This is a genomic window from Sphingopyxis sp. KK2 (genome assembly GCF_001990265.1).
Lineage (GTDB): Bacteria > Pseudomonadota > Alphaproteobacteria > Sphingomonadales > Sphingomonadaceae > Sphingopyxis.
The window spans coordinates 1-25,630 of sequence record NZ_LYVN01000037.1; the positions used below are offsets into that span (position 1 = coordinate 1).

The following is a 25,630-nucleotide window of genomic DNA, read 5'->3' on the forward strand; positions in this document are numbered from 1 at the left end:
CTGGCCGAGTTGCGCCTCGTGCATATTCGGAGGCCAGAGCGCGGCCCGGCAACGACTGAGTTGAACAACGACGGCTGGTCTGTGGCGATGCTGATCAATGGCGCCTCGCGCTAGGCGTTCCCGGCGGGTTAGTGGCTGGACATCAGGGGGCGTGCTAGCGCTTCGAAGCCCTCGTTGCACCGCACCTCTCGGCGCCGAACTTCGCGGACCATTCCTTGAGCTGCTCGATCGCGCGCAGCGGGTCGGCTGTCGCGAACACATATCCATCGCCGTTTGCCGGCTCAGCCATTATCATTACGCTGGCCCCGCGCGAAATTGACTGTCACGGCTGACAAATCACATAGCCGATCGCTCCCATCTCGACGCAGGCTGCGAAATAATTGGTGAGTAGCCAATAGAGTTGCACGAAATGCGCCGGGGCAGGGATCCCGTTCGCTGCGTTTGCAAACGCCTGCTCGACGTCACAGCGGCTAAGCGACGAGGTCACGATGTAGACCCTTTTTACAAGGTCGGGAGCCTGCCGCGACACGTCGATCGCCGCTTCGATCGCCGGCTGGGGTCCGCCCCGAATAAGGCGCGAGATTGAGGTCGTAACATTGGAGTTCCGGTATGGGACAGCCCAAGATGCATATTTGGCGGGCATAGAATCAGCCGTCATCGACATGCGTCCGAGATTTTTCATCGCTTGACCCACCGCTTCGTGAAACGGAGAGGCGCCGAGCGAACGCGGGCCGTGCTTGGCATGGTAGAAGCTGATCGTTCGCGGTCCCCCGCCGGTGGAAAGGCCGATGAAATCCGCCCATTCGTCGCCGAGGTCGTCACAGACGAGAATGTCGCAGTCATTAGCGACACTGTCGACGACGATGCGGAAGACCGACTGGTTGGCAAAGCTCTTCTGGGCAGCGGCAAAGGTCCCTTTTTCGCTGTTGGCATTGGCAAGCAGGGGATCGGCAACGAGATGCCGCAGGAAATTATCGCCGCCTCCGACAAGCGCCTCGTCGCGGAACAGCGAACCCTCGACATAGGCGAGCGAGATATCGTTGAGATGATCGTGAAGAGGTCTTTCCGATCGATATGGCGCGCCAACCCCGTTGCGTTCGGGTCGGCGCCGAGCGGGAAGTTACGATCCTCGATCGACAGGCCCATGATTGCCGGAAGGAGCAGTTTTTGGAGCGCAACGCGCGATTTGCCGATCCTGATGCGCCCGAGTTCGCCGCGGCCGTTGATGTTGGTAATCACCAGCGCATCGCGTGTCCGCCGGATCGGAAAGCTAGCGTCCAAGCTTTGGAGTAAGGCTGCCACCTCGGTGCGTGTGAGCTCGACAGCGGGTCCGTTTCGCTCTTCGATGAGACGCATGGTTGCGTCAGCGTCGAGCAGGGCTTCCGCCAAACTTGGAACGTCGACCGCGACAAATGTTGGAAGGACCCCGCGCGGAATTGCGTCGAGATCGAGGGGCCGGGCGAAATTGCGGATGAATGCCGCGGTCGGTGCCTGCCCGACGCCAAGCAAGTCGATGATTGCGCCCACCCAAGCCACGATCGCTTGAAACCCCTAGCGGCCAGCTTCTATTCGATGGCGGTTAACATCCGGCGAGGAGCAGCAGCGCCGCGGCGCCGATGCTGATCGTCTTTATGAGCAACTCCTGAATAGGGGCCGGCGGTCAGTCGGCCTCGTCCTGGTCGCGGATCCCGAGCGCGATGAGCTTTTCGCGATAATGTCCGGCAAGCTTGAGATGCGCTGCGCGCGCTGCCTCGGTTTCCGCTTCGCCGGCCTGCCGCTCGCTCGACGCGAGCCTGCGCCGGAAATAGGCGATATCGTCTTCTCTCGTCGTCATGCGCGGTCTTTCGAAGGGGCAGGCCGGAAAGGGGAAGCGAGCGCTGGCTCGCGTCGCGTGCCGCCGCCTGGCGCTGCCGCGCGGCGGCTCGCCACCCGCCGGCTTATTTGCGAACAGCATCGCGGACCTTCTCCGCCACCTTGCCGGCGGCAGCCTGGACACTGCCTGCGGCCTTTTCGGCTGCGCCTTCGGCCTGCAGCGAGCGGTCGCCGGTGATCTTGCCGGCGGCTTCCTTGATCGAGCCTTTGACTTTCTTTGCCTCGCCCTTGAGGGTCGACGCTCCCGGGCAGGAAAGCGGTCACTTGGGGATGCGGCACCGGACCATGATGCCTGTCGGGCCGCCGCCGAGCACTGGCAGTCGTTCATTGTCCGGCTTTGTGTGAAGCCGGTCCGGAAGGGGCCCTTGGGACCCGGCTGATCAGATCGCTGACGCTGCGGATGACGCAGGGCGTGGCGGGACCGCGCGCCAGCCCCACCAGAGCGCCGCCGCGGCGATCGCTACGGCCGGGAGGACATGGGCCGCGGCCGAGATATCGCCAGACGCGACGAATGCCGCTCGCCAGATTCGGGTAAAGCCTGCCGTCTCGAAGAGGAGCGACTGCAGCATGATGACGGCTGCCACGATCAGCCAGGGCTGGCCGTGGCGGCGATGGCGCGACCACAGCCACAGGGCGATCGCGACGCCGGTCAGCCCGCCGAGATGAACGCTCCAGCGGAACAGCGGAAAGTCCTGGGGGCCGTTGATGACGAGACCGGGAAGATGGGCATTATATACGCGCCCAAGCGCAGGTCCGGTGAGCAGGAGCGGGGTCGCAAGAAGCCAGGCGGCGTGACGCGCCATATTGCGCCGCTCCTTGAGGGCCATCACGGCGCAGAGAAGAAAGGCGGCCCCTCCGACAAGATCGTAGATGCCGAGGGCCGAGCCCCAGAGTTTGTAGAAGGGATCCTGGCCGGAGGCGGTCGCGACAGCCATGCTATGCTCCACTCCGGCGGCGCCGATCAGGAATAGCGGAACCGCGGCGAAGATGGCGAGGCCAAGGCTGCGATGCCGGCTTCGCTGTCCGCGATCGATCGACCAGCTCTGCGCTGCGAGCAGCAGCAGCCAGGCGGTCGCCGTGACGGCGTGGACATGCCAGGCGATCTTCGCCGTCCCGATCTGTGAGAAATAGCCGGGCCAGAAGGCCAGGACCGTCATCGCGATGATCGCGAGACAAAAAAACCACGCACCCCGATATGGCATATTCGTCGCCCCACGAATGTTGCTGGCGTCCAGCGTCCGCGTCCCCACGGACAGTCACCACAAGACAGGCCCGAGAGCAAGTGCGCCGAAGTCTCGGAAGGCGGTTCTGACACCCAGGCCTTGCATTCAGCTAAAGGCATAACGTGCAGCGGCAAGAATAGGCAAATCCTGGTGTCACGGCTATTATCGAAGACCGAGAGGGCGCTTTTGCCGTCATCGCAATTGTGGGTTTCGCGCAACTCCGGTTAATTCGAATTGTTAGAAATCAGCTGCCTGTCGACCTGCACCGGCGGCCTCCCGGCCTTCTTAGATGGCTGTTCCAAGATGTTCGGCGACCGAGAAAATATCCTTGTCGCCGCGTCCGCACAGATTTGCCAATATGATGCTGTCCTTTTCCATGCTCGCCGCGATCCGGGAGACCGCGGCGATAGCGTGGCTCGGTTCGAGCGCCGGAATAATGCCTTCGGTGCGGCACAGCAGCTGGAACGCGTCAAGCGCCTCGGCGTCGGTAGCCGACGTATATTCCACCCGGCCGATGTCTCTCAGCCATGCATGCTCCGGCCCGATGCCGGGATAATCCAGGCCTGCGCTTATCGAATGTCCTTCGGTGATCTGCCCATCGTCATCCTGTAGCAGATAGGTTCTGTTGCCATGGAGGATGCCGGGACGTCCGCCGGCCAGCGAAGCCGCATGGGCCGTGTCAAGACCATGGCCCGCAGCCTCGACACCCAGCATCCTGACGGAGGGGTCGTCGAGAAAGGGGTGGAAAAGGCCGATCGCATTCGACCCCCCGCCGATCGCAGCGACCAGCAGATCGGGAAGCCGGCCGGTGCGGGCAAGCATCTGGTTGCGGGCTTCCCTGCCGATGACGCTCTGAAAGTCCCGCACGATTTCAGGATAGGGATGCGGGCCCGCCGCTGTGCCGATGATGTAAAAAGTATCGTCCACGTTCGCCACCCAGTCGCGTAGAGCCTCGTTCATTGCGTCCTTGAGCGTCGCTGCTCCGGCAGTCACCGGCACGACTTCAGCCCCGAGCAGCTTCATCCGGAAGACATTCGGAGCCTGGCGCGCGACGTCCGCGGCGCCCATGTACACGACGCAGGGGAGGCCGAAGCGGGCGCACACCGTCGCCGCCGCCACGCCATGCTGGCCGGCGCCCGTTTCCGCGATGATGCGCGTCTTGCCCATCCGGATCGCGAGCAGGATCTGGCCGACGCAATTGTTGATCTTGTGGGCACCGGTGTGATTGAGTTCGTCGCGCTTGAGCCAGATTTGTGCGCCGCCAAGCGCCGCGGACAAGCGCGGTGCGTGATAGAGCGGGCTCGGCCGGCCCACATAATGCGCGAGCAAGTCGTCGAATTCCGATTGAAAGGCGGGATCGTCTTTGGCAGCCCTGTATTCGCGATCGAGGCCGAGGACGAGCGGCATCAGTGTCTCGGGCACGAAGCGCCCGCCGAAGCGCCCAAAATGTCCCCGTTCGTCGGGCTGGGCGCGCAGACTGTTGCGGGAATTCGTCCGTGCGGCGGCCGGCATGCCGAGTGGCGGCGCATCTGCCGTCGCTGCTCCGGATCCTCGCTCGCGCTTCGCCATGCCCCGCTCGCCGCTCAATAGCCCATCAGCGCCAGCACTTCCTTGCGGGTGCGCTGGTCGTCGAGAAAGCGGCCGAGCAGACGACTGGTCACCATGCCGACGCCAGGCGTGCGTACGCCGCGCCCGGTCATGCAGCCATGCTGCGCATCGATGACGACCGCAACGCCCTGCGGGTTCAGATTTTCCCAGATGCACTTCGCGACCTCGGCGGTCAGCCGTTCCTGGACCTGCAACCGCCGCGCATAGCCGTCCAGCACCCGCGCCAGCTTGGAAATGCCGACGACGCGGTCCCGGGGAAGATAGGCGATCGAAGCCGTTCCGGTTATCGGCGCCATATGATGCTCGCAGTGAGATTGGAATGGGATGTCGCGCAGCAGCACGATCTCGTCATAGCCGCCGACCTCCGCGAAAGTGCGCGAGAGATGTATCGCGGGATCTTCCTCATAGCCGCGGCAATAATCCTTCCAGGCGCGCGCCACCCGGCGCGGCGTGTCGATCAGTCCCTCGCGGTCCGGATCTTCGCCGACCCAGCGCAGCAAGGTTCCTACCGAAGCGAGCACCTCCGGCGGGATTGCGCTGTCCGCAGGCATTCGATCCGAAAGTGAGAGATCATGCATCAGTCGGCCTCGAGGGATGAAGAGGTTGGCGGTCCGGAGGGGAGTAGAGGGAGGTGGACCGCCGAGGCTCGCTTTGCACGACGCGTCTCCTCCACCGCAACATGTCCCTTCGGGCAAGGCGGCGCGCAAGAGGGAGGCGGTTTGAGCGGGCTGGCTCCAGTGGGCGAGGTGCAACATTATCGGCAGGGGAGGGGCGGAGACAGCATTTCCGCAGATGCAGAGCCGGCGCGCGAAGGTCGGCCTCCACACGAGACTGCACCTTTAGACATGTTGGCGCGATGCCGCAATTCGCGAAAACGCCGCAGCGGCAGGTATCGCCGGCCGAAGCGGGTCGAGGGGAATGGAAATATGAGTTTGGAGGTCGCTTTAGCCGCCGCGGAGACGATTGCGTATCCGGATTCCGTCCCCGCCGATCATCGCGCGCTTCCGCCCGATCGCATCGGCGTGCTCATCGTCAATCTCGGCACGCCCGATGCGCCGACGAGCGGCGCGGGGCGCCGCTATCTTGCGGAATTTCTCTCCGATCGGCGCGTCGTGGAATTGCCCGCCGTCCTCTGGCAGCCAATCCTTCGCGGCATCATTCTTGCGGTCCGCCCGCGAAAGTCGGCGCGTGCCTATCGCGAAATATGGACTGCCGAGGGGTCGCCGCTGGCCGCGATCACGCGCCTCCGACAAGAGCGCGCTGCGAGAACGGTTAGGCAAGGAGGCTCTTGTCGCGCACGCGATGCGCTACGGCAGCAACGCGATCGCAGACGGGCTGGATGCGCTCTTCGACGCAGGCTGCCGCCGTATCCTGATCGCGCCGCTCTATCCACAATATTGTGCCGCCACGACCGCAAGCGTCGCGGACGCGGTCAACGCGCATCTCGGGCGATTGCGCTGGCAGCCGTCCCTGCGGATGCTACCGCCCTATTATGACGACGACCTCTATATCGAGGCGATCCGCCGCTCTCTCGAGACCGCGCTCGGGGGCCTCGATTTCGTCCCCGACACGATCGTCGCCAGTTTCCATGGCATGCCCGAGCGTACGCTCCGTCTTGGCGATCCCTATCACTGCATGTGCCTCAAGACGGCGCGCCTTTTGGGCAATGCCCTGGGAACGAGCGTTGTACCATGCTTCCAGTCGCGCTTCGGGAGCGCGAAATGGCTGTCGCCGGCGACCGACATGATGCTGGAGACCCTTGCGAGAGAGGGCAAGTCGGTTGCAGTCATCGCACCCGGCTTTGCGTCCGATTGCCTTGAGACCCTGGAAGAAATAGCGATCCGCGGCCGCGCACAATTCCTCGCTGCCGGTGGCTTGAAATTTGCCTATGTTCCCTGCCTCAATCACAGCGATCCCGGAACTGAGATGCTGGAAGCCCTGATCAGGCGCGAACTGTCGGGGTGGCTCTGAGAGGCTGAAAATGGGGAGGCTGCGGTAGCCTTCCGGCGCAGCGCAGCCCCGACGTACGTCAGGCGGGAAGGAGGACGCTGTCGATAACGTGAATCACGCCGTTCGACTGGAGGACGTCGGCAGGACCGATCTTGGCGGTGCCGCCTTTCTCGTCGGTGACATACCAGCTACCGTCTTTTTCCCAGACCGTGAGCTTGGCACCCTGGACTGTCGTGAGGACGGCCTTTCCGCCGTTGGCTTTTGCCTGAGCGGCAATGTCGGTTGCGGTCAGCCGGCCCGGCACGACATGATAGGTAAGGATTCCGGTCAGCAACGCCTTGCTTTCCGGCTTGAGAAGCGTGTCGACCGTGCCTGCCGGAAGCTTAGCGAAAGCCGCGTCGGTCGGAGCGAAGACGGTGAACGGACCGGCCGAAGAGAGGGTTTCTGCGAGGCCAGCCGCCTTCACCGCGGCGACGAGCGTGCCGTGGTCTTTCGAATTGGCGGCATTTTCGACGATCGTTTTCGTCTCGTACATGGCAGCGCCGCCCACCATGGGGTTCTTGGCGGCCGCCATGCCGCCAGCCAGCGCGAAAGCCGCGGCAGCGAGCGAAAGGGAGATACGGGAAATAGCCATTGGTCTTTCCTTTTCGAATGCTTGTCCCGGGGGGTAGGACACACCTTGGCTAGCGGCGGCCGACCGGCAGGGCGACCTGTCCTTTAGGGCGAAGGACGCCCGCGGCGCCGGGTGAGGCGCGCCGCTAGCGATATCGGCAGTTCCCCCGCCCGGCCGCTGCGGTCATTCTGTTTTTCGGGACCGGCTATTCCCGCCGGCGGGAAATCGGGAGGACCATGAGCTTCGACGGACCATCGCAGGACAGGCTCGCGCTTCGCGACCTTCTCGACGCCTACGCCGATGCCGTCTGCCGCCGGGACGGCGACGCGTGGGCGGCGACCTGGACCGAAGATGCCCTCTGGTCGCTCCCCGGTGTCGGGGTCGTCGAGGGAAGGGCGAACATCGCCGAAACCTGGCGTGTTGCGATGCGATCCTTTCCGGAGATTCATTTTCGCGCCTGGCCGGGTTCCATTCGGATCGACGGCGAGAGGGCAAGGATGCGATCCTATACCGAGGAGCGCTATCTGCGCGATGACACGCTTCACCGGACTCTCGGGGTCTATGAGGATGTCTGCCGCAGCGTCGGCGGGCGCTGGCTCTTTGCCGAGCGACGGTTTCAGCCGCTCCCGCGGCTATCCATCGAGGAGGCATCGGCTTGAAGATACTGATCCAGGCGACCATCGACGTCGATCCCGAGACACGAGACGTTGCGCTTGCGGAAGCACGCGGCTGGATCGACGGAGCGCTCGCGCAGCAAGGTTGCCTCGCCTATGCATGGACAGCCGATCCGCACAATCGGGAGCGGATCCATGTGTTCGAGGAATGGGCGGACGAAGACGCGCTTGCTGCGCATCTCGCTGGACCGCAATACAGGGGCATGCTCGGGCATATCGGAGCGTGCGGCGTCCGTGGGTCGTCAAGCCGGAAGTTCGCGGTTTCGCGCGAGGCGCCGGTTTATGGCCGGGACGGTGTTGCGCGTGCCGCCTTCGATTAAGGTCCGACTGCGCTCGGCCGCTATCCCCGGCTGCGCAGCTCCCCCCATGCATCCAGCGCGCGGGCTCGCGCCGACCGGTGGCCGACAATCTGCGACGGGTAGCCGGCGACGCAGGCGTCCCGGTCGTGTGCCGCCGTAATCTCGGCATCGGACAGATGCGCGAGTTCGGGAACATGGTCGCGGACATAGTCGCCCATCGCGAAGCGTTCGCTCTGCAGCAGCGGTGACATGATGCGCGAGAAGACCGGCGCATCGACCCCCGTGCCCGCGACATATTGCCAGTTCATCGCGTTCGAACCGAGGTCTGCATCGAGAAGCGTATCCCAGAACCAGCGCTCGCCTCGGCGCCAGTCTATCAGCAGGTGTTTGACGAGAAAGGATGCCACGACCATCCTCACGCGGTTGTGCATCCAGCCGGTCCGCCAGAGTTCGCGCATCCCCGCGTCGACGACGGGGTAGCCGGTCCGCCCTCGCGTCCAGGCGTCGAAATCGCGGTCGGCCTCGGGACCATCGCGCCAGGAAAAGGCATCGAACACGGCCCGGCCGTTCCGCTCGCCATAGGCCGGCATCTGGTCGAGGAGATTGATGCCATGCTCGCGCCACCCGAGTTCGGACCGGAAGGCCTCGGCGCCGGCGTCTTGGGTTTCGCCGATTGCGTGCCAGATCGCCCCCGGACTGATCTCGCCGAAATGCAGGTGCGGGGAAAGCCGTGACGTTGCCGGAAGCGAAGGAAAATCGCGCTGCCGATTATAGGATCGCGCGTCTGGAAGCCAGGTCCGAAGCGCGCGCCAAGCGCCCTTTTCGCCGGGTTGCCAGGCAGCAAAGCCACCTGACCAGTCGGGCCTGGTCGGGAGCAGGCCCCAGGCGTCCAGCGTGTCCGAAGCCGGCCATGCGGCGGGAGCGGGGATGTGCTCTGGTGCCGGGAAGGGGAAGGCTGGCGGCATTCTCTCGCGAAGCGCGCGGTACCACGGCGTGAAGACGCGGTAGCGGTTGCCTTCGGCATTCACGATGCTGGCGGGCGGAGCAAGATAATTGCCGTCGTGAAGCCGCAGATCGAACCGGTTCGCAACCTCGGCATCGCACAGCTTCCACCAGGGCTCGTAGCATCGCGTCGCATGGATCGTCCCGCTGCCTGCTTCGTCGAGGACACGCTCGAGCACGGCGGGCGCCGGGCCGCGCCGTAGCAACAGCCTGCTGCCGCGTTTGCGCAGGCTGTTGTCCAGCGCGGCGAGGCTGTGATGCAGCCACCAGCGCTGCGCGCTTCCGATCGCGCGCGCGCCCGGCCGCTCGTCGTCGAGAATATAGACCGGGATGACGGGGCCCTCGGAGACAGCGGCAAGCAATGCGCGATGGTCGCTGACTCGCAGGTCCTGGCGCAGCCAGAGGATGGCGGTCGGCATATGGGCTTTTCCTCTTTCGTTACGGGCGGTCGCTTGATCGCTCTTCATCTTTGCCGGGGAAGAGCGGCCTGGGATGTTAGTCCGGAATGGCAGAGGCTTGCCTCGCATCGCCCGATCGGGGGATTGGGCGGTGCGGCCTTGCGGCGCACCGCCCGGCGATGAAGCATCACCGCCCCCCGCCGCGGCCAGTCGTAGGTCGCAAGGGGCTGGCCGCCGGCAGAAGCATTTGCGGGCGCATTACTGAGCGGTTCATGGCGCGGCCTGCGCCTTTCCGGCATCCGAAACGCTCTTCTCGGGAAGTTGAAAGGCGTCCGGCATAGCCGGTCGCACCATATTCCGAAGCGATCAATTCAGCATCGGCGCGTCGTGAAGCGATTGAAAATCCTCTGTAACGCATGGCCCCGCTGCTCGGAAATCGCGAATTGGTCGATCCCTGACTGCACGCCACGACGATCTTTCCGCAACCTGTCCCTTTGGGCAGGTTTCGCACAGGAACGACACCCCGGAACGATGCCACTGCAGAACCGATCGCGGCGCGGCTGGCGGCTGCGATCACCGTAGTGAGAAGCGCCGCAAGGATTCCGCCGCGCTTTGTCCATCCGTGGCGCCGCGGCGACAAGGGCTGCTCCAGATCCAGCTTTTCGCTCACGCGCTAGAGGTCGCGGCGGACCAGCCAATGTCCGGCGGCGCCCCAGACGATGCCGGCTACCGCAGCGCCCATCAAGATCTGCGCCGCGAACTTGAACCAGGTCTCGTTCGCTTCTTGCGGCTGGAAGATGGCGGCGATGACCAGAAGCGCCGCTGCAAGGCCGATCGCTGCCGCTATTGCGAGATTGTGCCGCCAGCGCTTGCGCACCACCCGGTCCTTCAGCGGTTAAATGCCTCGAAAGACCATGTTTGCGAGTGCTGCGGTGCCTGCGGAAACCAGGAGCGCGCCGTATCGCAGCTTCAAGTCGGCGCGAACCTCGGCCCCCTTTGCTTCCTGATAGGCCTCATTCAATTTGCCCTTGTGATCGGCCGCCCTTGCCTCCGTCACGTCGATCGCTTCGAGCGACCCGCCCGCGGAATAAAAAGACGCCCGGCCGGTTTGGACCGGCCGGGCGTCAGATGAAGATCTCGTTCCTGAAAGGGCGAGCTCTTCTGGGTCGCGTGGCTCCGATAGATCAGCGGACGTCATCTTCATTGTACCGAAACGCCAAAAGCGGCGCACCACCCGTAAGCCATGGGCGCCTGCCGCGCGCGCCGTTCGGGGTGCGGGCTTCGGAGAGACGAACGAAGGGTACGGGAACCTCCCTCTGATTTATGCGCGGCACTATGACGTCCGGGGTAATGGACGGGTGCAGAAGAGGCTGCAGAAGAGGGCTTCTTTGGAGGGTGGGGTATCATGGCCTGTTTTCGCCTCGTGATGGCGGTCTTTCTGCTGCTGATCGCCGGCTACACGAGCATCGCGATCACCCATCACGGATGGAACCTGCTGCCGATATTCTTCGGGGACATGGCGGCGATGACATGGCCCGGTCAGTTCAATCTCGACTTCTTCACCTTCCTCCTCCTGTCGGGGTGTGGACCGCCTGGCGGAACGGCTTCAGCCCCTTGGGGCTCGGTCTCGGTCTCGCCGCGATCTTCGGCGGAATGCTCTTTCTTTCGATCTACCTTCTGGTCCTGAGCTATCGAACCTCCGGCAATATTCCCGCCATGCTGCTCGGACCTCGCCGTTTGGAGTTGAACGCGGCCGGGCGGTCGGGTCCCGTGTATCGATAAGGCCCGGCGGCTTGCGGCGCATCGGCGAGCCGCCTGCGCTATGATCGACCCCGGCGAGCATGCAGAGTTGTTCCGATCGTCGGGCAACCGGCTTGCCGAACGCCGGAAGCTCTTGCTAAGGGCAGTGCCGGTCGCGTCTGGAGATATTATGATGCTGAGGCACGCGGCCGCCCTCTTCCTGTTCATCCTGTCGCTCGCGCTCGCCGGTCCGGCGTCGGCCGAACCCAAATGCGACAAGGGCACGGCGAAGAAGCCCCATCTCGAAAGCGCCATCATGACCTTGCCGGGCGGCGGTTTGCCGCACCGGCGCGCCTATGTGCTGCTGAGCTGCTGGGATAATGCGGGAGAGGTCGAAGGACTGGCCGATGCCAATGGCAAGCTGCTTGTCCCGGCGATCTACAATCGCATCGTACCGATCTCGCCGACGACCGTGCTTGTGCAGCCGGCGATCGCGGTGAAACAATTTTATCAGGAGCGCGAGCCCTGGCGCCTCTACGTCATCGGCAAGGGCGAACAGGGCCCGGCGCCGTGGAAACATATCTGGGCGCCGCAGTGGAATGCCGAGCAATATGCGATCGGCTGGAACCAGGCCTATGAATGTTGTTCGACCGAATTTTTCCTGCTTGCCGGCGGTCCCGACAATGTGGTCCCGATCCGCAACCTCGGGGGCGCGGCGCGGGGGCCGGGCGAGGTCACGCTGGAAAGCTACCATGGCACGCTGATCGCGCATTTCACCGCCGCCGATGGAACGCCGGTGAGCCGGATCCTCGACATGTATGGCAAGCCGGTCTCGCCGGTGCTCGGTGCGATCGAGCGCTGGGACACTTATGCTCCGCTCTGGCCGCACGAGTTCAGGCATCCGTCCTACAAGGACAAGAACCGGATCCTCGCGACGGACTATCTCTCGGTGATCATGACGGGCGAGCATGACGTGCTGCCCTATGGCAAGCTCTATGTGCCGATCGACGAGGCGGGGCAGCCCTTGCCGCTTCCGGCAGGCGTGATCGGTGTCCTGCCGCTCAAGTTCCTGCCGCCGCCGAACAGCGACAATGTAACTCTCGGCTGGGCGCTTGTAGAGGATGGTCCGGGCGGCCTGCGTGCGAGGGCCGCGTTCGGGACCCTCCAGTCGGTTATCGCCCGGGCTTCGACGCTGCCCGTCTACACCGGTCTCGCGCGGTCCAGCCAGGGCATGACCGACCGAAACGCCTTCATTCGCGACGTCTTTCTCGTCCGCAAACCCGAAGACGGCCTCTGGCACCTGCTCGATGCCAATCTCTTCGCGCCGACGCCGGCCCCCGGCGACGGGCCGCAGGTCAGCGGCCGTACGACTTCGGAAACCTATGCTGCCTATGTCGAAAGCCGCATGGCGTTCCAGCGCGGGATCATCGCGCAGCATGAGCGCGAGCGCGCAGAAGCGGAGGCGCGTTTTACGGCGACGCTCGAGGCACGGCATCAGGAGATGGTCGCGGCGGGCAGCTACTGCGAATGGCAAGTGGGCGGCCCGCTCCTCGCTCCGAAGACGATCGAATTGATCCTGGCGAACTGCGCGGTGCAGAGCGATGCCATGTTCAACTATGCCCGCAGCCGGGGCGCCAATCCGCAAATCGTCGCGGATGCCGAGTATAAATATTGGAAGGCGCGCGGACGCTTTGCAACGCCGATCCCGCCGGCGCCGCCCGGCACCTTTACCTCGCCGAACTGGGAGGCATGGGGCAATTCGATCATCAAGTCGGCGAAGGAAAGCACCGATACCTTCGTGCGCGAGCGGCGGCGGGACTATTATCAGAATCTGGAACGGTGGAACCGCGGTTATCAGAAGTCCTGCTGCTGACCTCTGCGTTGCACCCGGAACCCGGCTGTCCTACCGCTCGCTACGCGCCTGGACGGTATCTCCATGCTTCCCCAATGATTCGACCTGCGCCATGACATCAGCGGCAGGGAAGGTCTGGGTCAGCGGCCCTAAGTTTGAGATCATGCGGTTGCTATATCAGCCTTGCGGAACCAAGTGCCGACGCGGCTGGGAAAGTTCGCCCAGCCGGACCGGTAGCTTGAATGTGACTCCCCGAATAGGCTCAGCAGTTGCCCTTCACCCCGTCGGCGCAGTCTCCAACCGATTCAACATCCTTCCCAGCGCCCTTCACCGTGTTGCAGGCCGACAGGACCAGCATCGAGGTGCCGATTGCGAAAATCGTGAATAGCTTCCTCATTCTCTATCTCCCGAGGCAAGGGCAAATAGCCCGCCATCTGCTACTACGGATCGTCCCGGCGTTTGTTCCGAAGCGTCAGTACGACCGCGAAGGCGCTCGCGATCAGCCCGTGCCTCCATGACGGCGTTCCGCAAACGGTCTCTCCAGACGAGCGTGAAATGAAGGAAAGCCCGCGCGGCGGACCGTGCGGGCTTTCCGGAACCGGCTCGCGTAAGCGGGCGGTCAGTAGCTCGTTTCGAACTCGTCGATCTCGCGTTCGGCTTCGTCGCGGGCGCGGCCGTAGCGTTCCTGGATCTTGCCGGCGAGGATCTTGCGATTGCCGTTGATCTCGTCGAGTTCGTCGTTGGTGAGTTCGCCCCATTTCTTCTGGACGTGACCCTTCACTTGTTCCCAATTTCCCTTGAGCGTGTCGCTATTCATCGCCTGTCTCCAATGACTGGTTGGCACGGGAGAGAAACGCGATCCGGCTCTCGTTGTTCCGCGCAGGCCGTTGCGAGAAGAGGAAAATTTCCGGAACTCGCTTCAGAGCGAGCCGGCCGGTTGGCCGATATGCTCGCGAACCCGAGCCCACCCGGCTTCGGCAGCGGGGGCGGCGATATTGCGCTCCAAGCCGACCCGGATTCAAATTCATGGCGGGGAGTCGAGGGCAGGCGCGTTCGGGGCCTATCGCGGAAGGCCGCGAGTGCATCGGGAGCAGCCGATCCGCTCGAATCCCGCAATGAGCGCCTGGGGTTTGCGACGTCTTCCGCACGCTGCTCTCCGCCGCGGATCATCGCATGACGCCTCTGGGGCGAGCCCGGGATCGCGGTGGCAGCAGGCTGCGGCACGGGTTTGCGATCGTCAGCTCACCGCAGCCACCGGCAACGGACGGTCCGGATATCGCGCAATTCGGTCGCGTCCGCCGTCCTTCGCACGATAGGCCATCAGGTCCGCACGGCGCATCAATTGCGCCAGGGTTTCGTCCGCTTCCCGCACCGCGATACCGGCGCTGAAAGTGAAGGGCGGAATGCCATCGTCACGATGGTTCGCGGTCGCGTCCCTGATGGTTTCGGCCAGTGACGCCGCAGCTTCCTCGGTCGCATCGCGCAGCAGGATGGCGAACTCCTCGCCTCCTATGCGTCCTATCAGGCTTTCCCATGGCGCATTCTCTTCAAGTATCAGGGCGAAGACACGCAGAACCTCGTCTCCGACCGCATGGCCGTGGCTGTCGTTGATGCTCTTGAACCGGTCGAGGTCGATCGCAATCATGGCGATCCGGCACCCTTCGCCCGCCGCGGCGAGCATCGCCGTCGCGCGCTGTTCAAAACCCCTGCGGTTGAGCAGTCCGCTCAGCGGATCCGTCTCCGACGCTCGAAGATGTCTCCTGACGGTTGTCTCGGTAACGACGAGCAGGATGAAGAGCCCTGCCGCCGTGAGAAGGATGCCCGAGATGCCCTGCGAATAGAGCGCGTAAGCGCTGTCGGCGTAATCCCCTGCGGTCGTCCCGGATCGGAGGATGCCGGAGGCGACCGGCTTGACGAGAAAATTGACGGCGATGACGGTTAAAAAGGTGGCCAACCCGTAGCGCAAAAGCTTGCGGTGGCGCAGCCGAAGCGCCACCGACGCCCCCAGCAAAAGAGCGATTGCGAACGGCAATTGATAGAGGAGCTCGTAGAGAAGTTCGTCTCGCTTTCCGCCCCATATCGCGAACCGCAGCGCCAACCCTCCGGCGGCAATCGCGGCGATGCTTCGCCACGGGATCGTTCGGCGCCCGAAGAGCGCGAGCGCCACCGACATCATGAGCAGCGACAGCAGCAATCCCGCATAGCTCGTGATCATGAGCAGAGGGTGCGGCGCCCAGTGGATCGCCAGTTCGCTGAGCGGGGTGACAAGACCGATGGTATAAACCGCGCTGAAAGCCATCACCGCCCGGTCGCCGCCATTCCATCGCGCAACCACAAAATAGCTGCAAGCAAACAGCGCTGCGACGCAGCAGTTCACCAACAACAGGACGATCCCTCCGCTCATGACATGTTTCCCGCGCTAACGTGGCAATGGCGCGTCGCTCTAATCGCACGGCCGGGCCGCTCACAAGCGAAACCGGACGCGGCGTGGATCGAGGGAAAAGAGAATTGGAATTCGTGCGTCGCAGACTTCTGCGGGGGGACGCTGTCGGAGTCTGCGACGCTACGAATCTTGCCTGTACATGGTGGCCGCAGACCGTTGATCTCCGTCTTGCCCGTACAGGATCAGGAACACAGGGATCGGTCAGAAGTTTCGCGAAGCCGAGAAATTTGTTCGTCGTTGCGCAAAGGGCGCGCCGCGCGAAAGCGTGATGCTTCGCCGTGCAATGGCCGGCCCGCGGGCAAGGAGACCCGGATTAGCGGCAGCCTCCCCATTGCGGTGACGGATCGCGCAGGCGTTGTGCTGGTCAGCGAGCCTCCTTGTCCTGGATCGCCGGCGGCGACGGGCTGGTCGAAGCCGGGGCAACAAGGCAGGGCGGCGGGGCACCCCGTTCCGGATCGCCAGGTCCGTGATGCGGCGGCGGCGGCGCGTGCGGTCCGCGCGGGCCGTGCGGACCGACAGCAAGGACCTTGCCATCGGACAGCGTCAGGTAGGAGCTGTGCAGCTCGCCATTGTCGAAGCGTCCCTGCACGCGGATCGTGCTGTCCTTGGTAACGACCCCGATATTGTCGGGTCCGAGACCGACCAGGACGCGTCCGGTCCCGTCGTCGATGACGGCCTTGTCGCCATAGATCTCGGCGACGCGCCCCTTGACCGCCACAAGATCGGCACCTTCGACGAGACTTGCCACCCGCGTCGGGGCCGTCGGCGCCATCTCGATGACCGGTCGGGCGAGCTGCGCGGCGCTGGCGCCGCCCGCCGCGCCTATCCCCATGAGGGCACATGCGGCAACAATCCGTGCGCCTTGGGACATGGCGCTTATCCTGTCGTTCATCCAACTCATTGATCTGCTCCTTCGGTTGTGATGAACTCCGTCTAGCAAAGGCACCCGCCAGCGCGCTGAACGCCGCGGTTCAGATTGGGTTTAGCCGGAAAAGGTAGCAGGCTTCGATGCGTATCCTCCTCGTCGAAGACGATCCCGACCTCGGCCCCGCGATCGCCAAGGCCCTTCGCGCGGAGAATTGCGCGGTCGACCTTGTGCCCAGCGGGATCGACGGTGCGCATCTCGGCGACACGGAGACCTATGATGCGGCGCTTCTCGACCTCGGGCTTCCCGACCTCGACGGCGCAGCCATATTGAAGGAGTGGCGCGAGGCTGGACGGACATTGCCGGTGCTCATCCTGACCGCCCGCGACGGATGGTCCGACAAGGTCGCCGGCTTCAAGGCGGGAGCGGATGATTTCATGACCAAGCCCTTCCGCGTCGAGGAGCTGGTCATGCGCCTGCGTGCGATCGTGCGGCGGGCATCCGGCCATGCCGCGACGCGGATAGAATGCGGACCCCTCACGTTCGACAGCCAGTCGGGACAGTTCGAGCTCGACGGCTTTCCGGTTCGGCTGACGGCATTCGAATGGCGCGTGCTCTCCGCGCTCATCCTCTCGCGCGAGGTGGTCATCGACCGGCTGACGCTCCTCGAGCGCGTCTACGAAGGCGATGCCGACAATGATTCGAACAGCCTTGAAGTCATCATCGGCCGCCTGCGCAAGAAGATCGGCGCCCGGTTGATCGAAACAGCGCGCGGTCGCGGCTATCGTCTGACGGCGGCCACAGAATGATGCGCTTCGTCCCGCGCTCGATCCGCGGCCGCATGCTGGCTCTTTCCGCGATAGCGACGATCGCCGCGCTCGCGGCGGCGGCCTTCGTGCTGGTGCACGTCCTCGACAGGATTGTGACGCAGGGGGTCGATCGGCGTCTCGATGCACAGCTCGCCTTGCTCGCCACCAGCGTCGACGACACGGGAGCGCTCGATCGCAGCCGCCTCGCCGCGATCGATAGCGCGCTCTTCGCGGGGCCGGGGTGGCAATGGCAGATCGAGACGCCGGGCGAGACCATCTCCTCGGCTGCCTTTCCTCGCCTCGACGGACCAGCGGAACGGCACCGGGCACCGCCAGGCCGTGGGCCGCGCCCGGCCGAGGGCTATGGACCCGGTGGCGAAGCGGTGCATGCGCGCCGGACGGTCATGGCGACGGCGGCCGGCCCGGTTCGCCTGTCGGCCAGCGCGCCGCGCGCCGTCATCGAGAGGCCGGTAGGCGAGGCGCTGCTGCCGCTGCTTGCGCTTCTTGCCGCGCTGGCGTCGCTTCTGGGCGGGGCGTTGTTCCTCCAGCTCAGGTTCGGCCTGCGGCCGCTCGACCGCTTGCGCGCGTCGGTCGCTGCGGTCCGGGACGGGGCGGCGCAATCGGTGCCGCAGGTGCAGGCGGCCGAACTCCAGCCGCTTGCCGACGAGCTCAACGACCTCCTTCGCGACAATGCGGCAGCACTCGGCGCCGCGCGGGCCACCGCCGCAAATCTTGCCCATGCGCTCAAGACACCGGTCGCCGCGCTCTATCTCGAACTTGGCGGTCAGCCCGAAGCGGTCCGCCTCGTCGACCGGATCGACGCGACGATCCGTCATCACCTGTCGCGCGCGCGCGGACGGCTTCTGTCGGACCGCTGGCGCACGCCGGTAGCGCCCGCCGTCGAAGCCCTCGCCGCGACAATCACGCGGCTCAATGCGGCCCGCGGTATTTTTATCGAAACGGTGGTTCCCGCGGACCTGATCGTCGCGCTGGATCCTTCCGATCTCGACGAGATATTGGGCAATCTCCTCGACAATGCGGTGCGGCATGCCGGCACCATGGTGGCGGTCCGCGCCGAAGATGGCGGGCGCACCGTCACGGTCGAAGTCGCCGACGACGGACCGGGCATCGCCGAGCCGGAAAGGGCTCGGGCCATGGCGCCCGGCATACGTCTCGACGAGCGGGGGGAGGGGAGCGGGTTCGGGCTTTCGATCGCGCGCGAACTCGCGATCCTTTATGGCGGCGACATCCAGCTCGCGACCGGGGCACCGGGCGGGCTCGTCGTTGTTGTGACGCTCCCCAAAGGAGCGGTTTAGCGGATTGCAGTGGCAGGAGCGCATGCCCCGAAGTGCGCTGCCGCGCTGGCAGAACATGGAGCGGCAGGAAGCGGATCGCATCCTTCACGGCCGGCACCGGAATGAGAGTCGGAGAATATATCTGTTCGCAGGGCTTCGATCGTGACAGGCTAATATCGCGATCTATCAATCGCATCGTAAGATTTGGAGACCTAGCATCGCCTGTATGACGCCGATGATCTATCTCGCCGCATGAAGCGGTTCGGGCACTCCTTCCTCCTGCGGGTCAGCCTTCCGGTCCTTGCAATTCTCCTGCTCGTCGCCGCATCGCTCGCGACGGTCGCTCTTCTCGCAGCCAATCAGTCGAACCGTCTGACCGCAGACCGCCAGGAGACGCTCCTTCGCGGCGGGCTCGCGGCGCGTGCGGCGCGGGTCGGTTACGAGCAGGAAAGCACCGCGATCTGGAACGAGGCACTCAGACGCTCGAGCGGAGAGCCGATCGATCCCAAATGGTTCGACGACAATCTCGGTGTCTGGATGCACGACTATTACGGGCATGACGAAGCCTATGTCCTCAATCGGCGCAACCGGCCCATTTACGCCATGCAGGACGGGAGCCGTGCTCTCCCGCAAAGCTATGACAGCCGTCTGGCGCGGTCGGCCGCGCCGCTGCTCGCGAATTTGCGCGCCGAGCTCGCAAGGCGTGGCCCCCGCGGCGCCGTTCCACCGCAGCGTCTCCCGGGACGACAGGCATTTCTGATGGTAGGCGGGCATCCGGCGATCGTCAGCATCAAGCCGATCGCGGGGGATGGCGCGGTGATCCCCGCAGGTGAAATCTCGCCGCTCCATATCAGCGTGCGACGTCTCGACGGAACCTTTGCCCGCGACCTCGGCCGCGAGTTCCAGCTGCAGGACGCGGTCTTCCTGCGATCGCTTCCCCGGGAGAGCGCGCTGAGGGCCATCGCCGTGCCGGATCCCGAAGGCCGGACGCTGGGCTATATCGCCTGGAAGCCCTTCGAACCCGGCGCCCTGATGTTGCGGCGGATCGCGCCCTTTGCAGCGTCGGCCTTCCTTTTCCTCGCCGTAATGGTGCTCTGGCTTCTGCGCGGAACGCGCCGCACCATGGGCGCACTCGAAGCAAGCAGGGCACAGGCGAAGCATCTGGCGCTGCACGACGGCCTTACGGGTCTTGCCAACAGAACGCTCGCCGACCGCCTCCTGGGGCAGGCGCTCATCGAGGATGAAGCGGCAGGACGGTCGCTCGCGCTGCTTCACCTCGATCTCGATCGCTTCCAGCAGATCAATGACGCGCTCGGACTGGCGGGAGGTGACGAGTTGATAAGCGCCGTCGCGCGGCGCTTGCAGGCGCTGACCCGCGAGGGCGATTGTGTCGCCCGGGTCGGGGGGAACGAGTTTCTGATATTCCAGCAGGACGCAGGGTCGCCTGCGGCCGCGGAGATATTGTGTCTGCGGATCATGGAGGAGCTTGCACAACCGTTTCGGCTCGCGGGAGGCGCCGTCGCCGTCGCAGCCAGTATCGGCGTCGCACTCTCGCCGCTGCACGCGGCAAGCCGCGGCGAACTGGCACGAATGGCCGATATTGCGCGCCGCGCCGCGAAGGCCGCCGGTGGCGGGCGTTTCGTCATATTCCAGCCGTCGATGGACGAGGGCAGCGCGAGCCGCTTCGAGGTCGGCGAGGATTTGCGCCGCGCCCTCTCGTGCGGCGATGAATTCGAGCTTGCTTACCAGCCGCTCTTCGATGCGCGCAGCCGCCGGATTTGCGGCGCCGAGGCTCTGGTTCGCTGGCGACATCCGTCGCGCGGCGTCCTGCCGCCCTCCGAGTTTATTCCGGTTGCGGAAGCGAATGGGATGATCGCCGCGATCAGTGACCGGGTTCTGGAGCAGGCCTGCATCGACGCCGCCCGCTTGGGGCTTCCGATGATCGCGGTGAACATATCGGCCTCGGAGGTCGCTGAGCCCCGCTTCGCGGCGCGGTGCCTCGAGATTGTCCGGCGAACGCCGCTGGCCGCGCGGCGGCTCGAGATCGAAATCACGGAAACGGCGCTCATCGAAAATGAGGAGGCATGCCGGCGCTCGCTTGCCGTGCTCCGCTCGGCAGGCGTGAAAATTGCGCTCGACGACTTCGGCACCGGCTATTCCTCGCTCAGCCATTTGCGCAAGTTCCGCATCGACCGGATCAAGATCGACGGGAGCTTTGTCAGCGGGATCGGGGCTCGCAGGGGCGGAGGGGCCATGGTCAAGGCCATGGTCGATCTCGCGAAAGCGAGCGATCTCAAAGTCACTGCCGAAGGGGTCGAGCGGGAGGAGCAGGCCGGCTATCTGCGGGATATAGGCTGCCAGCTGCTCCAGGGCTATCATCTCTCCGAGCCCGTGGACGCCGCAGCCCTCGACCGCCTGTTGCGCGCCGGCGGACGTGCCGATGCCCTCGCGACCCGCAAGCCATAGACCGCTTTGTTTGCGTTCGCCTCTGATGGTCGCCAATGCCGGTCAGGACGCAGCGGATGGAAAAGGCTGTCTCGCCTTTCTGCCGGGCAGTGCGCTGATGGCTATCCGGCGCTGCGCGCGGTGCGCTGCCGCTGCTGCTGCTGCTTCGTGATGCGCAGGCCGGGTATGCCGGCGCGGTCGAGCGTCCTGCGCCAGCCTTCCAGCTCTTCTTCACTGAGGCGGTATCTTGTGCACGCCTCGTCACGCCCGATAAGCCCGCCGTCGATCGCGGCGAGCAGCTCTGCCTTGCGGCGCGCGACCCAATAGACCCCGGTCGGTGACGGCAGGTCGTCGACCGTCAGCGGCCCAACCGGGCCGGGGACCGATGCCGGCCTGTTCCTGAATTCGAGCACTGCGAAGTTCCATTCGTCCGGGCTTGCGCCGCTGAGTGCCCCCCCGCAGTGACCCTGAGGATCGAGGGTTAACAAAAACTTGCCAACGGCTGCCTGCTGCGCCGAGCCGTTAGGTTGCGGCGTCTCGCCGCGCGGGAAGCGGCGCGACGGGGAATATCGGCTTCAAGGGAGCGATGCGCTCGCCGACGGCTGCCCGACTGAGACGTGGTATCGGAAAGCCGCCGGCGATACGCGAAGACTTGCACATGCGGCGGCAGATCGAACGATCTGCTTTGACGCCCGCGCGCCTTCCAAATGCCGTTCGCACAAAAAGGTTTCATCATGCCGGTCAGAAAAATTGCGCTTGGGAAAAATGGTACGGCCTCGGAAAGGCGGTGCAACCCTGCCGCACGTTCGGTGTTGCGATGTCAGTCAACAGAGGGAGACTCATCATGAAGACAATGCTCGTATCGCTCGCCGCCGTTTCCACGCTGGCGCTCGGCGCCTGCCAGAGCCCCGCCGCCGACAAGGTCGAGGACCAGGCCGAAGCAAAGGCCGAAGTCATCGACGAGCAGGCCGACGCCATGCCCGCAGGCCCCGCCAAGGAAGCGATGGAGAAGAAGGCCGATATCGTCGAAGAGCAGGGCGAGGAAAAGGCGAACGCGATGGACGACAAGGGCGAGATCGCACCGTCTGAAACCGGCATCGGCGACACGCAGAAAAAATAAGCCTGCCTCCCCTAAAAGGCAGCATGAAGGGCGCCGCCTCGCGGCGCCCTTCTTTCTTGGGCTCCGCGCCTGGACGCTCTGGTCCCGCAAGATCCGGGAGCGGCGTCACCGATCGTGCCGCGAGGTCGATCACGGCCGGGTTCGAGGTCGTCACACCGTGCCCGCTTCCGGCCCGTACGTCAGACGCGTCGGAACGCCCCCGGCGCTTGCGCTAGGCCCGCGTCGCTCAAAATGAGACCAGCGGTTGCTTTCGCGCTCGCCACGACCCCGGGGATGCCGGCGCCCGGGTGCGTTCCCGCCCCCGTGAAATAGAGGTTGGCGATCCGGGCATCCCGATTGTGCGCGCGGAAATAGGCGCTCTGCAGAAGCGAGGGGGTGAGGCTGAACGCGCTCCCGAGATGGGCGGCCAGATCGGATTCAAAATCGGGCGGCGCATAAGCGATCTGCGTCACGATGCGCTGGCCGAGGTCGGGGATGAGCCGGCGCTCGAGCGCGGCGACGATGCGGGCCGCAAGGCGCGGTCCCTCGACATCCCAATCGACGGGCGCCGCGCCGAGATGCGGTACAGGAGCGAGCGCGTAGAAGCTGCTGTGGCCTTCGGGAGCAACGCTCGGGTCGGTGGCGCTCGGGTGGTGAAGATAGAGCGAGAAATCCTCGGCGAGCCTTCCGTTGCGATAGATATCGTCGAGCAGGCCGCGATAGCGCGGACCGAACAGGATCATGTGATGCGGAATGTCGGGGAACCGCCCCCTGACGCCGAGATGAAGCACGAAAAGGCTCGGCGACCATTGCTTGCGCGCCAGCCTCCTTGCCTCGCTTGCCCCGCGGGGATGCGCAAGAAGGTCGCGGTAGCTGTGCATGATGTCTGCGTTCGAGGCGACGATGTCGGCGCCGGCCCGAAAACCGCTCCGCGTCACGACCGCTGTCGCCCGGTCGCCTTCGGTCTCGATCCGCGAAACCGGATCGCCGAGCCGCAGGGTGCCGCCGAGCCGCTCGAACAGCGCGGCCATGCCGGCGACAAGCCGGTTCGTTCCGCCGCGCGCGTACCAGACCCCGCCATCCTGTTCGAGCTTGTGAATGAGGGCGTAGATGCTGCTCGTCGTCATCGGGTTGCCGCCGACGAGGAGCGTGTGGAAAGAGAGCGCTTCGCGGAGCCGCTCGTTACGGACATAACTTGCCACCGTCGTATAGACCGACCGCCAGGCGCGGCGGCGGATCAGCGATGGCGCGGCCTTGAGCATCGACCGGAAATCGAGGAACGGAACGGCGCCAAGCCTGACATAGCCTTCCTCGTGCACCGCCGCCGAATAGGCGAGAAAGCGGGCGTAGCCGTCGACATCGGAGGGGTCGAGCGCCTCGATCTGGCGTCGGAGCTCGGCCTTGTCATTGCCATAGTCGAACCGGGTGCCGTCGGGCCAGTTCAGCCGGTAGAAGGGGCTGACCGGCAGGAGTTCGACATCGCGCGCGAGCCGGTCTCCGCTGAGTGCCCACAGCTCTTCGAGACAGGCGGGATCGGTGATCACCGTCGGACCCGCGTCGAAGGTGAAACCATCCTGCTCGAACATATAGGCGCGTCCGCCGGGTCGGTCGCGTGCCTCGATGAGCTGGGTCGCGATCCCGGCGGACTGGAGCCTGATTGCCAGCGCGAGCCCGCCGATACCGGCACCGACGACGACAGCGCGCGTCATGGGTTCGGCCCCGCAGCGATAGCCGCGCCGAGGACGTGGCCCGAGAGCCAGGCATATTCGGCAAAGCCGTGATGAAGCCAGTCGCCGCAGGCTCCGAGCCTGATTGTGCCGTTCCAGAGCAGGCGATTTTCCTGACCCGATGGCTGCGCAAAGCGCCACCTCTGCGCGTCGGCATATACGGGCGCGGGCAGCGTCCGGCCCGTCGCCTTGGCGAACTCTGCAAGAAGCAGGTCGGTCACCCGGGTTCCGTCGTCGGTGAGATGCGCCTCCGACCAGCTCCAGTCTGCGCGAACGACCCATCGTTCGCCGGGCGCGCGACCGGGTTTGGCGCTCTCGCGCGAGGCGGTCGCGATCGGTCCGATGCCGCGCAGGAAGTCGGGGAGGCCCTCTAGCCGCGCATCGAAGGCGAACATTGCGCTCCAGCAGGGATAGGAGCGGACCGACATGGCGGCGCGCGCCATTTCGAAATCATGCAGCGAAAGCAGGGGAGCGGCCTGCTCCGCCGGCATCGCGATCACCGCAGCGTCGAAGCGGCCGAGGCGACGTCCCTCGCTCTGGAGGGTCCAGCGCCTGCCCGTGCGGATCAGCGCGGTGACGGGGCTGTCGAGGCGTACGTCGAGACCCTCGGCCAGCGCCTTCATCGGCGCGGTCATCGTCGGGGTCCCGACCCACGCATCGGCACCCGCGGCCGGCCAGCGCGCGGCAATGCCGCTTCGCTCCCAGGCCCGCGCAAGACGCACGAATCCTTCCGAGCGCGCGGTGAAGTTCGACGCGCCATGATCGAAGTCGATTGCGTAGCCCTTGGCGTCGGCGCGGCGCGTCGCCATCCTGCCGCCGACACCGCGCGACTTTTCGAAGAGCGTCGAGGGGATCCCCGCGTCGAGAAGCCGCTGCGCACAGGCGAGGCCCGCTATGCCGGCTCCCACGATAGCGACGCGCATCAGCGCATGCTCCGAGGCCGCTGGCGCAGACGGGCTGGCCTGTGCCGGGCATTTCGGTCGGCAATGCGAGAAGGTAACGAAACGGACATGGCGGATGATCTCGAAGCGGCATCGACTGGACGCGAGGCTTGCATGAGGGCAGGCAAGTGTCGCAACATGTCCCTTCGGGCAGTTTTCGACGTAAGGCAGGCAGCTTCCATGTCATTGAAATCCATGATCGCGGCGAGTCCGATCGCCGCCGTGATCAGCGATCCGAGGCTCCCGGATAATCCGATCGTCGAGTGCAATAGCGCTTTCGAGATGCTGACCGGATATGATGAAAGCGAGATCGTCGGACGCAATTGCCGGTTTCTCGCGGGCCCTGGGACCGAGCCGGACCTTACCGAGACACTTCGCGCCGCAGTCCGCGAGCGGCGGCCGGCACTCGTCGAGATTCTCAATTATCGAAAAGACGGCAGTCCGTTTCGCAACGCCGTGCTGGTTGCCCCGATTTTCGGGACCGACGGCACGCTCGAATATTTCCTCGGCTCGCAGATGGAGGTGGACGGAGCAGACGAGCCGGGAAGGAGCAGGGGCCATCGGGCCCGGTCGCTGGTTGACGCGCTCTCGCCGCGGCAGCGCGAGATTCTGCAGCACATGGCTGGCGGGCAGCTCAACAAGCAGATCGCCTTTGCGCTTTCGCTGTCCGAGCGTACGGTCAAGATGCACCGCGCCGCTCTGCTGCGGGCGCTCGGTGTCGAGACGACTGCCGACGCGATCCGGCTGGCCGTCGAGGCTGGACTCTAGCGGACAG

General features: G+C 65.0%; 27 protein-coding genes and 1 pseudogene. 11 read left to right on the forward strand and 17 right to left on the reverse strand.

The features are described from left to right. Positions 1–322: 322 nt before the first annotated feature. Entirely contained in the window at positions 323–682 is a 360-nt protein-coding gene (locus B1A78_RS22955; RefSeq protein ID WP_218667955.1) for a hypothetical protein, read from the reverse strand. 3 nt (positions 683–685) lie between these two features. Between B1A78_RS22955 and B1A78_RS22960 the strand changes: the two genes are divergently transcribed. Next, complete coding sequence (locus tag B1A78_RS22960; protein WP_218667956.1) at positions 686–1,546, forward strand: hypothetical protein; 861 nt, start codon at positions 686–688, stop codon at positions 1,544–1,546. A gap of 114 nt (positions 1,547–1,660) precedes the next feature. Here the strand turns inward: B1A78_RS22960 and B1A78_RS22620 are convergent, their stop codons facing one another. From B1A78_RS22620 to folE, 5 genes are all read right to left on the reverse strand, one after another. Then, the gene (locus B1A78_RS22620) at positions 1,661–1,834 is read right to left on the reverse strand and encodes a hypothetical protein (protein WP_179102014.1); all 174 of its coding nucleotides are present in this window, start codon (positions 1,832–1,834) and stop codon (positions 1,661–1,663) included. Positions 1,835–1,937: 103 nt separating this feature from the next. Continuing rightward, positions 1,938–2,072, reverse strand: a complete 135-nt coding sequence (locus tag B1A78_RS08435; protein ID WP_077146554.1) for a CsbD family protein — start codon at positions 2,070–2,072, stop codon at positions 1,938–1,940. A 180-nt stretch (positions 2,073–2,252) separates the two neighbouring features. Further along, a complete protein-coding gene (locus B1A78_RS08440; RefSeq protein WP_144037744.1) occupies positions 2,253–3,029 on the reverse strand; it encodes a hypothetical protein in 777 nt (258 codons plus the stop codon). A 351-nt stretch (positions 3,030–3,380) separates the two neighbouring features. Beyond that, positions 3,381–4,607 (reverse strand): tryptophan synthase subunit beta, encoded by a 1,227-nt coding sequence (trpB, locus tag B1A78_RS08445; RefSeq protein ID WP_077146527.1) that lies wholly within the window; start codon positions 4,605–4,607, stop codon positions 3,381–3,383. A gap of 71 nt (positions 4,608–4,678) precedes the next feature. Beyond that, positions 4,679–5,254 carry a GTP cyclohydrolase I FolE gene (gene folE / locus B1A78_RS08450; RefSeq protein ID WP_256837532.1) on the reverse strand — a complete coding sequence of 192 codons (576 nt, stop codon included), beginning with the start codon at positions 5,252–5,254 and terminating at the stop codon, positions 4,679–4,681. Between the two features lie 375 nt (positions 5,255–5,629). On the opposite strand from folE, the pseudogene hemH reads away from it, so the two are divergent. Continuing rightward, positions 5,630–6,674, forward strand: a pseudogene (hemH, locus tag B1A78_RS08455) (ferrochelatase). Positions 6,675–6,732: 58 nt separating this feature from the next. On the opposite strand, the gene B1A78_RS08460 reads toward hemH, so the two are convergent. Continuing rightward, complete coding sequence (locus B1A78_RS08460) at positions 6,733–7,287, reverse strand: fasciclin domain-containing protein (RefSeq protein WP_179102015.1); 555 nt, start codon at positions 7,285–7,287, stop codon at positions 6,733–6,735. Positions 7,288–7,502: 215 nt separating this feature from the next. Between B1A78_RS08460 and B1A78_RS08465 the strand changes: the two genes are divergently transcribed. Both B1A78_RS08465 and B1A78_RS08470 read left to right on the forward strand, forming a co-directional pair. Next, on the forward strand, positions 7,503–7,925 hold the full coding sequence (locus tag B1A78_RS08465; RefSeq protein ID WP_077146529.1) for a nuclear transport factor 2 family protein: 423 nt from the start codon (positions 7,503–7,505) through the stop codon (positions 7,923–7,925). Further along, entirely contained in the window at positions 7,922–8,260 is a 339-nt protein-coding gene (locus tag B1A78_RS08470; RefSeq protein WP_077146530.1) for a putative quinol monooxygenase, read from the forward strand. The genes B1A78_RS08465 and B1A78_RS08470 overlap by 4 nt, the downstream gene beginning before the upstream one ends. Before the next feature lie 20 nt (positions 8,261–8,280). On the opposite strand, the gene B1A78_RS08475 is transcribed toward B1A78_RS08470, so the two are convergent. The 3 genes from B1A78_RS08475 to B1A78_RS08485 all read right to left on the reverse strand — a co-directional run bounded on the left by B1A78_RS08475 (position 8,281) and on the right by B1A78_RS08485 (position 10,843). Then, positions 8,281–9,660 carry a deoxyribodipyrimidine photo-lyase gene (locus B1A78_RS08475; protein WP_077146531.1) on the reverse strand — a complete coding sequence of 460 codons (1,380 nt, stop codon included), beginning with the start codon at positions 9,658–9,660 and terminating at the stop codon, positions 8,281–8,283. 652 nt (positions 9,661–10,312) lie between these two features. After that, positions 10,313–10,516, reverse strand: a complete 204-nt coding sequence (locus B1A78_RS08480) for a hypothetical protein (RefSeq protein ID WP_144037745.1) — start codon at positions 10,514–10,516, stop codon at positions 10,313–10,315. Positions 10,517–10,534: 18 nt separating this feature from the next. Next, entirely contained in the window at positions 10,535–10,843 is a 309-nt protein-coding gene (locus B1A78_RS08485; RefSeq protein ID WP_077146533.1) for a hypothetical protein, read from the reverse strand. A gap of 201 nt (positions 10,844–11,044) precedes the next feature. Between B1A78_RS08485 and B1A78_RS08490 the strand changes: the two genes are divergently transcribed. Further along, entirely contained in the window at positions 11,045–11,326 is a 282-nt protein-coding gene (locus B1A78_RS08490) for a hypothetical protein (RefSeq protein WP_256837533.1), read from the forward strand. Between the two features lie 246 nt (positions 11,327–11,572). Then, entirely contained in the window at positions 11,573–13,252 is a 1,680-nt protein-coding gene (locus B1A78_RS08495) for a hypothetical protein (protein ID WP_144037746.1), read from the forward strand. Positions 13,253–13,493: 241 nt separating this feature from the next. Here the strand turns inward: B1A78_RS08495 and B1A78_RS08500 are convergent, their stop codons facing one another. The 4 genes from B1A78_RS08500 to B1A78_RS08515 form a co-directional block, all read right to left on the reverse strand. After that, the gene (locus B1A78_RS08500; protein ID WP_083733973.1) at positions 13,494–13,628 is read right to left on the reverse strand and encodes an entericidin A/B family lipoprotein; all 135 of its coding nucleotides are present in this window, start codon (positions 13,626–13,628) and stop codon (positions 13,494–13,496) included. A gap of 222 nt (positions 13,629–13,850) precedes the next feature. Continuing rightward, positions 13,851–14,048, reverse strand: coding sequence for a CsbD family protein (locus tag B1A78_RS08505; RefSeq protein ID WP_077146535.1), 198 nt, complete (start codon positions 14,046–14,048; stop codon positions 13,851–13,853). Between the two features lie 420 nt (positions 14,049–14,468). Continuing rightward, positions 14,469–15,635: a diguanylate cyclase gene (locus B1A78_RS08510; protein ID WP_077146536.1), complete on the reverse strand. Its 1,167-nt coding sequence runs from the start codon at positions 15,633–15,635 to the stop codon at positions 14,469–14,471. Positions 15,636–16,038: 403 nt separating this feature from the next. Further along, the gene (locus B1A78_RS08515) at positions 16,039–16,506 is read right to left on the reverse strand and encodes a hypothetical protein (protein WP_083733974.1); all 468 of its coding nucleotides are present in this window, start codon (positions 16,504–16,506) and stop codon (positions 16,039–16,041) included. A gap of 176 nt (positions 16,507–16,682) precedes the next feature. Between B1A78_RS08515 and B1A78_RS08520 the strand changes: the two genes are divergently transcribed. The 3 genes from B1A78_RS08520 (at position 16,683) to B1A78_RS08530 (ending at position 21,109) form a co-directional block, all read left to right on the forward strand. Then, the gene (locus B1A78_RS08520; RefSeq protein ID WP_077146538.1) at positions 16,683–17,348 is read left to right on the forward strand and encodes a response regulator transcription factor; all 666 of its coding nucleotides are present in this window, start codon (positions 16,683–16,685) and stop codon (positions 17,346–17,348) included. Then, on the forward strand, positions 17,345–18,664 hold the full coding sequence (locus B1A78_RS08525; RefSeq protein WP_077146539.1) for a HAMP domain-containing sensor histidine kinase: 1,320 nt from the start codon (positions 17,345–17,347) through the stop codon (positions 18,662–18,664). Before B1A78_RS08520 ends, B1A78_RS08525 begins: the two co-directional genes overlap by 4 nt. Positions 18,665–18,895: 231 nt before the next feature. Further along, complete coding sequence (locus tag B1A78_RS08530; protein ID WP_077146540.1) at positions 18,896–21,109, forward strand: bifunctional diguanylate cyclase/phosphodiesterase; 2,214 nt, start codon at positions 18,896–18,898, stop codon at positions 21,107–21,109. A gap of 101 nt (positions 21,110–21,210) precedes the next feature. On the opposite strand, the gene B1A78_RS08535 is transcribed toward B1A78_RS08530, so the two are convergent. Continuing rightward, complete coding sequence (locus tag B1A78_RS08535) at positions 21,211–21,501, reverse strand: DUF1153 domain-containing protein (RefSeq protein ID WP_077146541.1); 291 nt, start codon at positions 21,499–21,501, stop codon at positions 21,211–21,213. A 431-nt stretch (positions 21,502–21,932) separates the two neighbouring features. On the opposite strand from B1A78_RS08535, the gene B1A78_RS08540 reads away from it, so the two are divergent. Beyond that, on the forward strand, positions 21,933–22,208 hold the full coding sequence (locus B1A78_RS08540) for a hypothetical protein (protein ID WP_077146542.1): 276 nt from the start codon (positions 21,933–21,935) through the stop codon (positions 22,206–22,208). 179 nt (positions 22,209–22,387) lie between these two features. Here the strand turns inward: B1A78_RS08540 and B1A78_RS08545 are convergent, their stop codons facing one another. Next, on the reverse strand, positions 22,388–23,896 hold the full coding sequence (locus tag B1A78_RS08545) for a phytoene desaturase (protein WP_077146543.1): 1,509 nt from the start codon (positions 23,894–23,896) through the stop codon (positions 22,388–22,390). Beyond that, a complete protein-coding gene (locus B1A78_RS08550) occupies positions 23,893–24,837 on the reverse strand; it encodes an NAD(P)/FAD-dependent oxidoreductase (RefSeq protein WP_077146544.1) in 945 nt (314 codons plus the stop codon). The genes B1A78_RS08545 and B1A78_RS08550 overlap by 4 nt, the downstream gene beginning before the upstream one ends. A gap of 198 nt (positions 24,838–25,035) precedes the next feature. Here B1A78_RS08550 and B1A78_RS08555 point away from each other — a divergent pair, with 198 nt between their 5' ends. Continuing rightward, the gene (locus B1A78_RS08555; RefSeq protein WP_077146545.1) at positions 25,036–25,623 is read left to right on the forward strand and encodes a PAS domain-containing protein; all 588 of its coding nucleotides are present in this window, start codon (positions 25,036–25,038) and stop codon (positions 25,621–25,623) included. The last annotated feature ends 7 nt before the right edge of the window (positions 25,624–25,630 follow it).

What these genes read in the sequence shown, in the direction of transcription:
- B1A78_RS08495 (WP_144037746.1), top strand. Translation starts at nt 11,573, where the DNA reads ATGCTGAGGCACGCGGCCGCCCTCTTCCTGTTCATCCTGTCGCTCGCG.
- B1A78_RS08510 (WP_077146536.1), bottom strand. Translation starts at nt 15,635, where the DNA reads ATGAGCGGAGGGATCGTCCTGTTGTTGGTGAACTGCTGCGTCGCAGCG.
- B1A78_RS08460 (WP_179102015.1), bottom strand. Translation starts at nt 7,287, where the DNA reads ATGGCTATTTCCCGTATCTCCCTTTCGCTCGCTGCCGCGGCTTTCGCG.
- trpB (WP_077146527.1), bottom strand. Translation starts at nt 4,607, where the DNA reads ATGCCGGCCGCCGCACGGACGAATTCCCGCAACAGTCTGCGCGCCCAG.
- B1A78_RS08500 (WP_083733973.1), bottom strand. Translation starts at nt 13,628, where the DNA reads ATGAGGAAGCTATTCACGATTTTCGCAATCGGCACCTCGATGCTGGTC.
- B1A78_RS08490 (WP_256837533.1), top strand. Translation starts at nt 11,045, where the DNA reads ATGGCCTGTTTTCGCCTCGTGATGGCGGTCTTTCTGCTGCTGATCGCC.
- folE (WP_256837532.1), bottom strand. Translation starts at nt 5,254, where the DNA reads ATGCCTGCGGACAGCGCAATCCCGCCGGAGGTGCTCGCTTCGGTAGGA.
- B1A78_RS22620 (WP_179102014.1), bottom strand. Translation starts at nt 1,834, where the DNA reads ATGACGACGAGAGAAGACGATATCGCCTATTTCCGGCGCAGGCTCGCG.
- B1A78_RS08485 (WP_077146533.1), bottom strand. Translation starts at nt 10,843, where the DNA reads ATGAAGATGACGTCCGCTGATCTATCGGAGCCACGCGACCCAGAAGAG.
- B1A78_RS08530 (WP_077146540.1), top strand. Translation starts at nt 18,896, where the DNA reads ATGAAGCGGTTCGGGCACTCCTTCCTCCTGCGGGTCAGCCTTCCGGTC.
- B1A78_RS08475 (WP_077146531.1), bottom strand. Translation starts at nt 9,660, where the DNA reads ATGCCGACCGCCATCCTCTGGCTGCGCCAGGACCTGCGAGTCAGCGAC.
- B1A78_RS22955 (WP_218667955.1), bottom strand. Translation starts at nt 682, where the DNA reads ATGAAAAATCTCGGACGCATGTCGATGACGGCTGATTCTATGCCCGCC.
- B1A78_RS08525 (WP_077146539.1), top strand. Translation starts at nt 17,345, where the DNA reads ATGATGCGCTTCGTCCCGCGCTCGATCCGCGGCCGCATGCTGGCTCTT.
- B1A78_RS08540 (WP_077146542.1), top strand. Translation starts at nt 21,933, where the DNA reads ATGAAGACAATGCTCGTATCGCTCGCCGCCGTTTCCACGCTGGCGCTC.
- B1A78_RS08505 (WP_077146535.1), bottom strand. Translation starts at nt 14,048, where the DNA reads ATGAATAGCGACACGCTCAAGGGAAATTGGGAACAAGTGAAGGGTCAC.
- B1A78_RS08520 (WP_077146538.1), top strand. Translation starts at nt 16,683, where the DNA reads ATGCGTATCCTCCTCGTCGAAGACGATCCCGACCTCGGCCCCGCGATC.
- B1A78_RS08545 (WP_077146543.1), bottom strand. Translation starts at nt 23,896, where the DNA reads ATGACGCGCGCTGTCGTCGTCGGTGCCGGTATCGGCGGGCTCGCGCTG.
- B1A78_RS08465 (WP_077146529.1), top strand. Translation starts at nt 7,503, where the DNA reads ATGAGCTTCGACGGACCATCGCAGGACAGGCTCGCGCTTCGCGACCTT.
- B1A78_RS08550 (WP_077146544.1), bottom strand. Translation starts at nt 24,837, where the DNA reads ATGCGCGTCGCTATCGTGGGAGCCGGCATAGCGGGCCTCGCCTGTGCG.
- B1A78_RS08440 (WP_144037744.1), bottom strand. Translation starts at nt 3,029, where the DNA reads ATGACGGTCCTGGCCTTCTGGCCCGGCTATTTCTCACAGATCGGGACG.
- B1A78_RS08555 (WP_077146545.1), top strand. Translation starts at nt 25,036, where the DNA reads ATGTCATTGAAATCCATGATCGCGGCGAGTCCGATCGCCGCCGTGATC.
- B1A78_RS08515 (WP_083733974.1), bottom strand. Translation starts at nt 16,506, where the DNA reads ATGGGGATAGGCGCGGCGGGCGGCGCCAGCGCCGCGCAGCTCGCCCGA.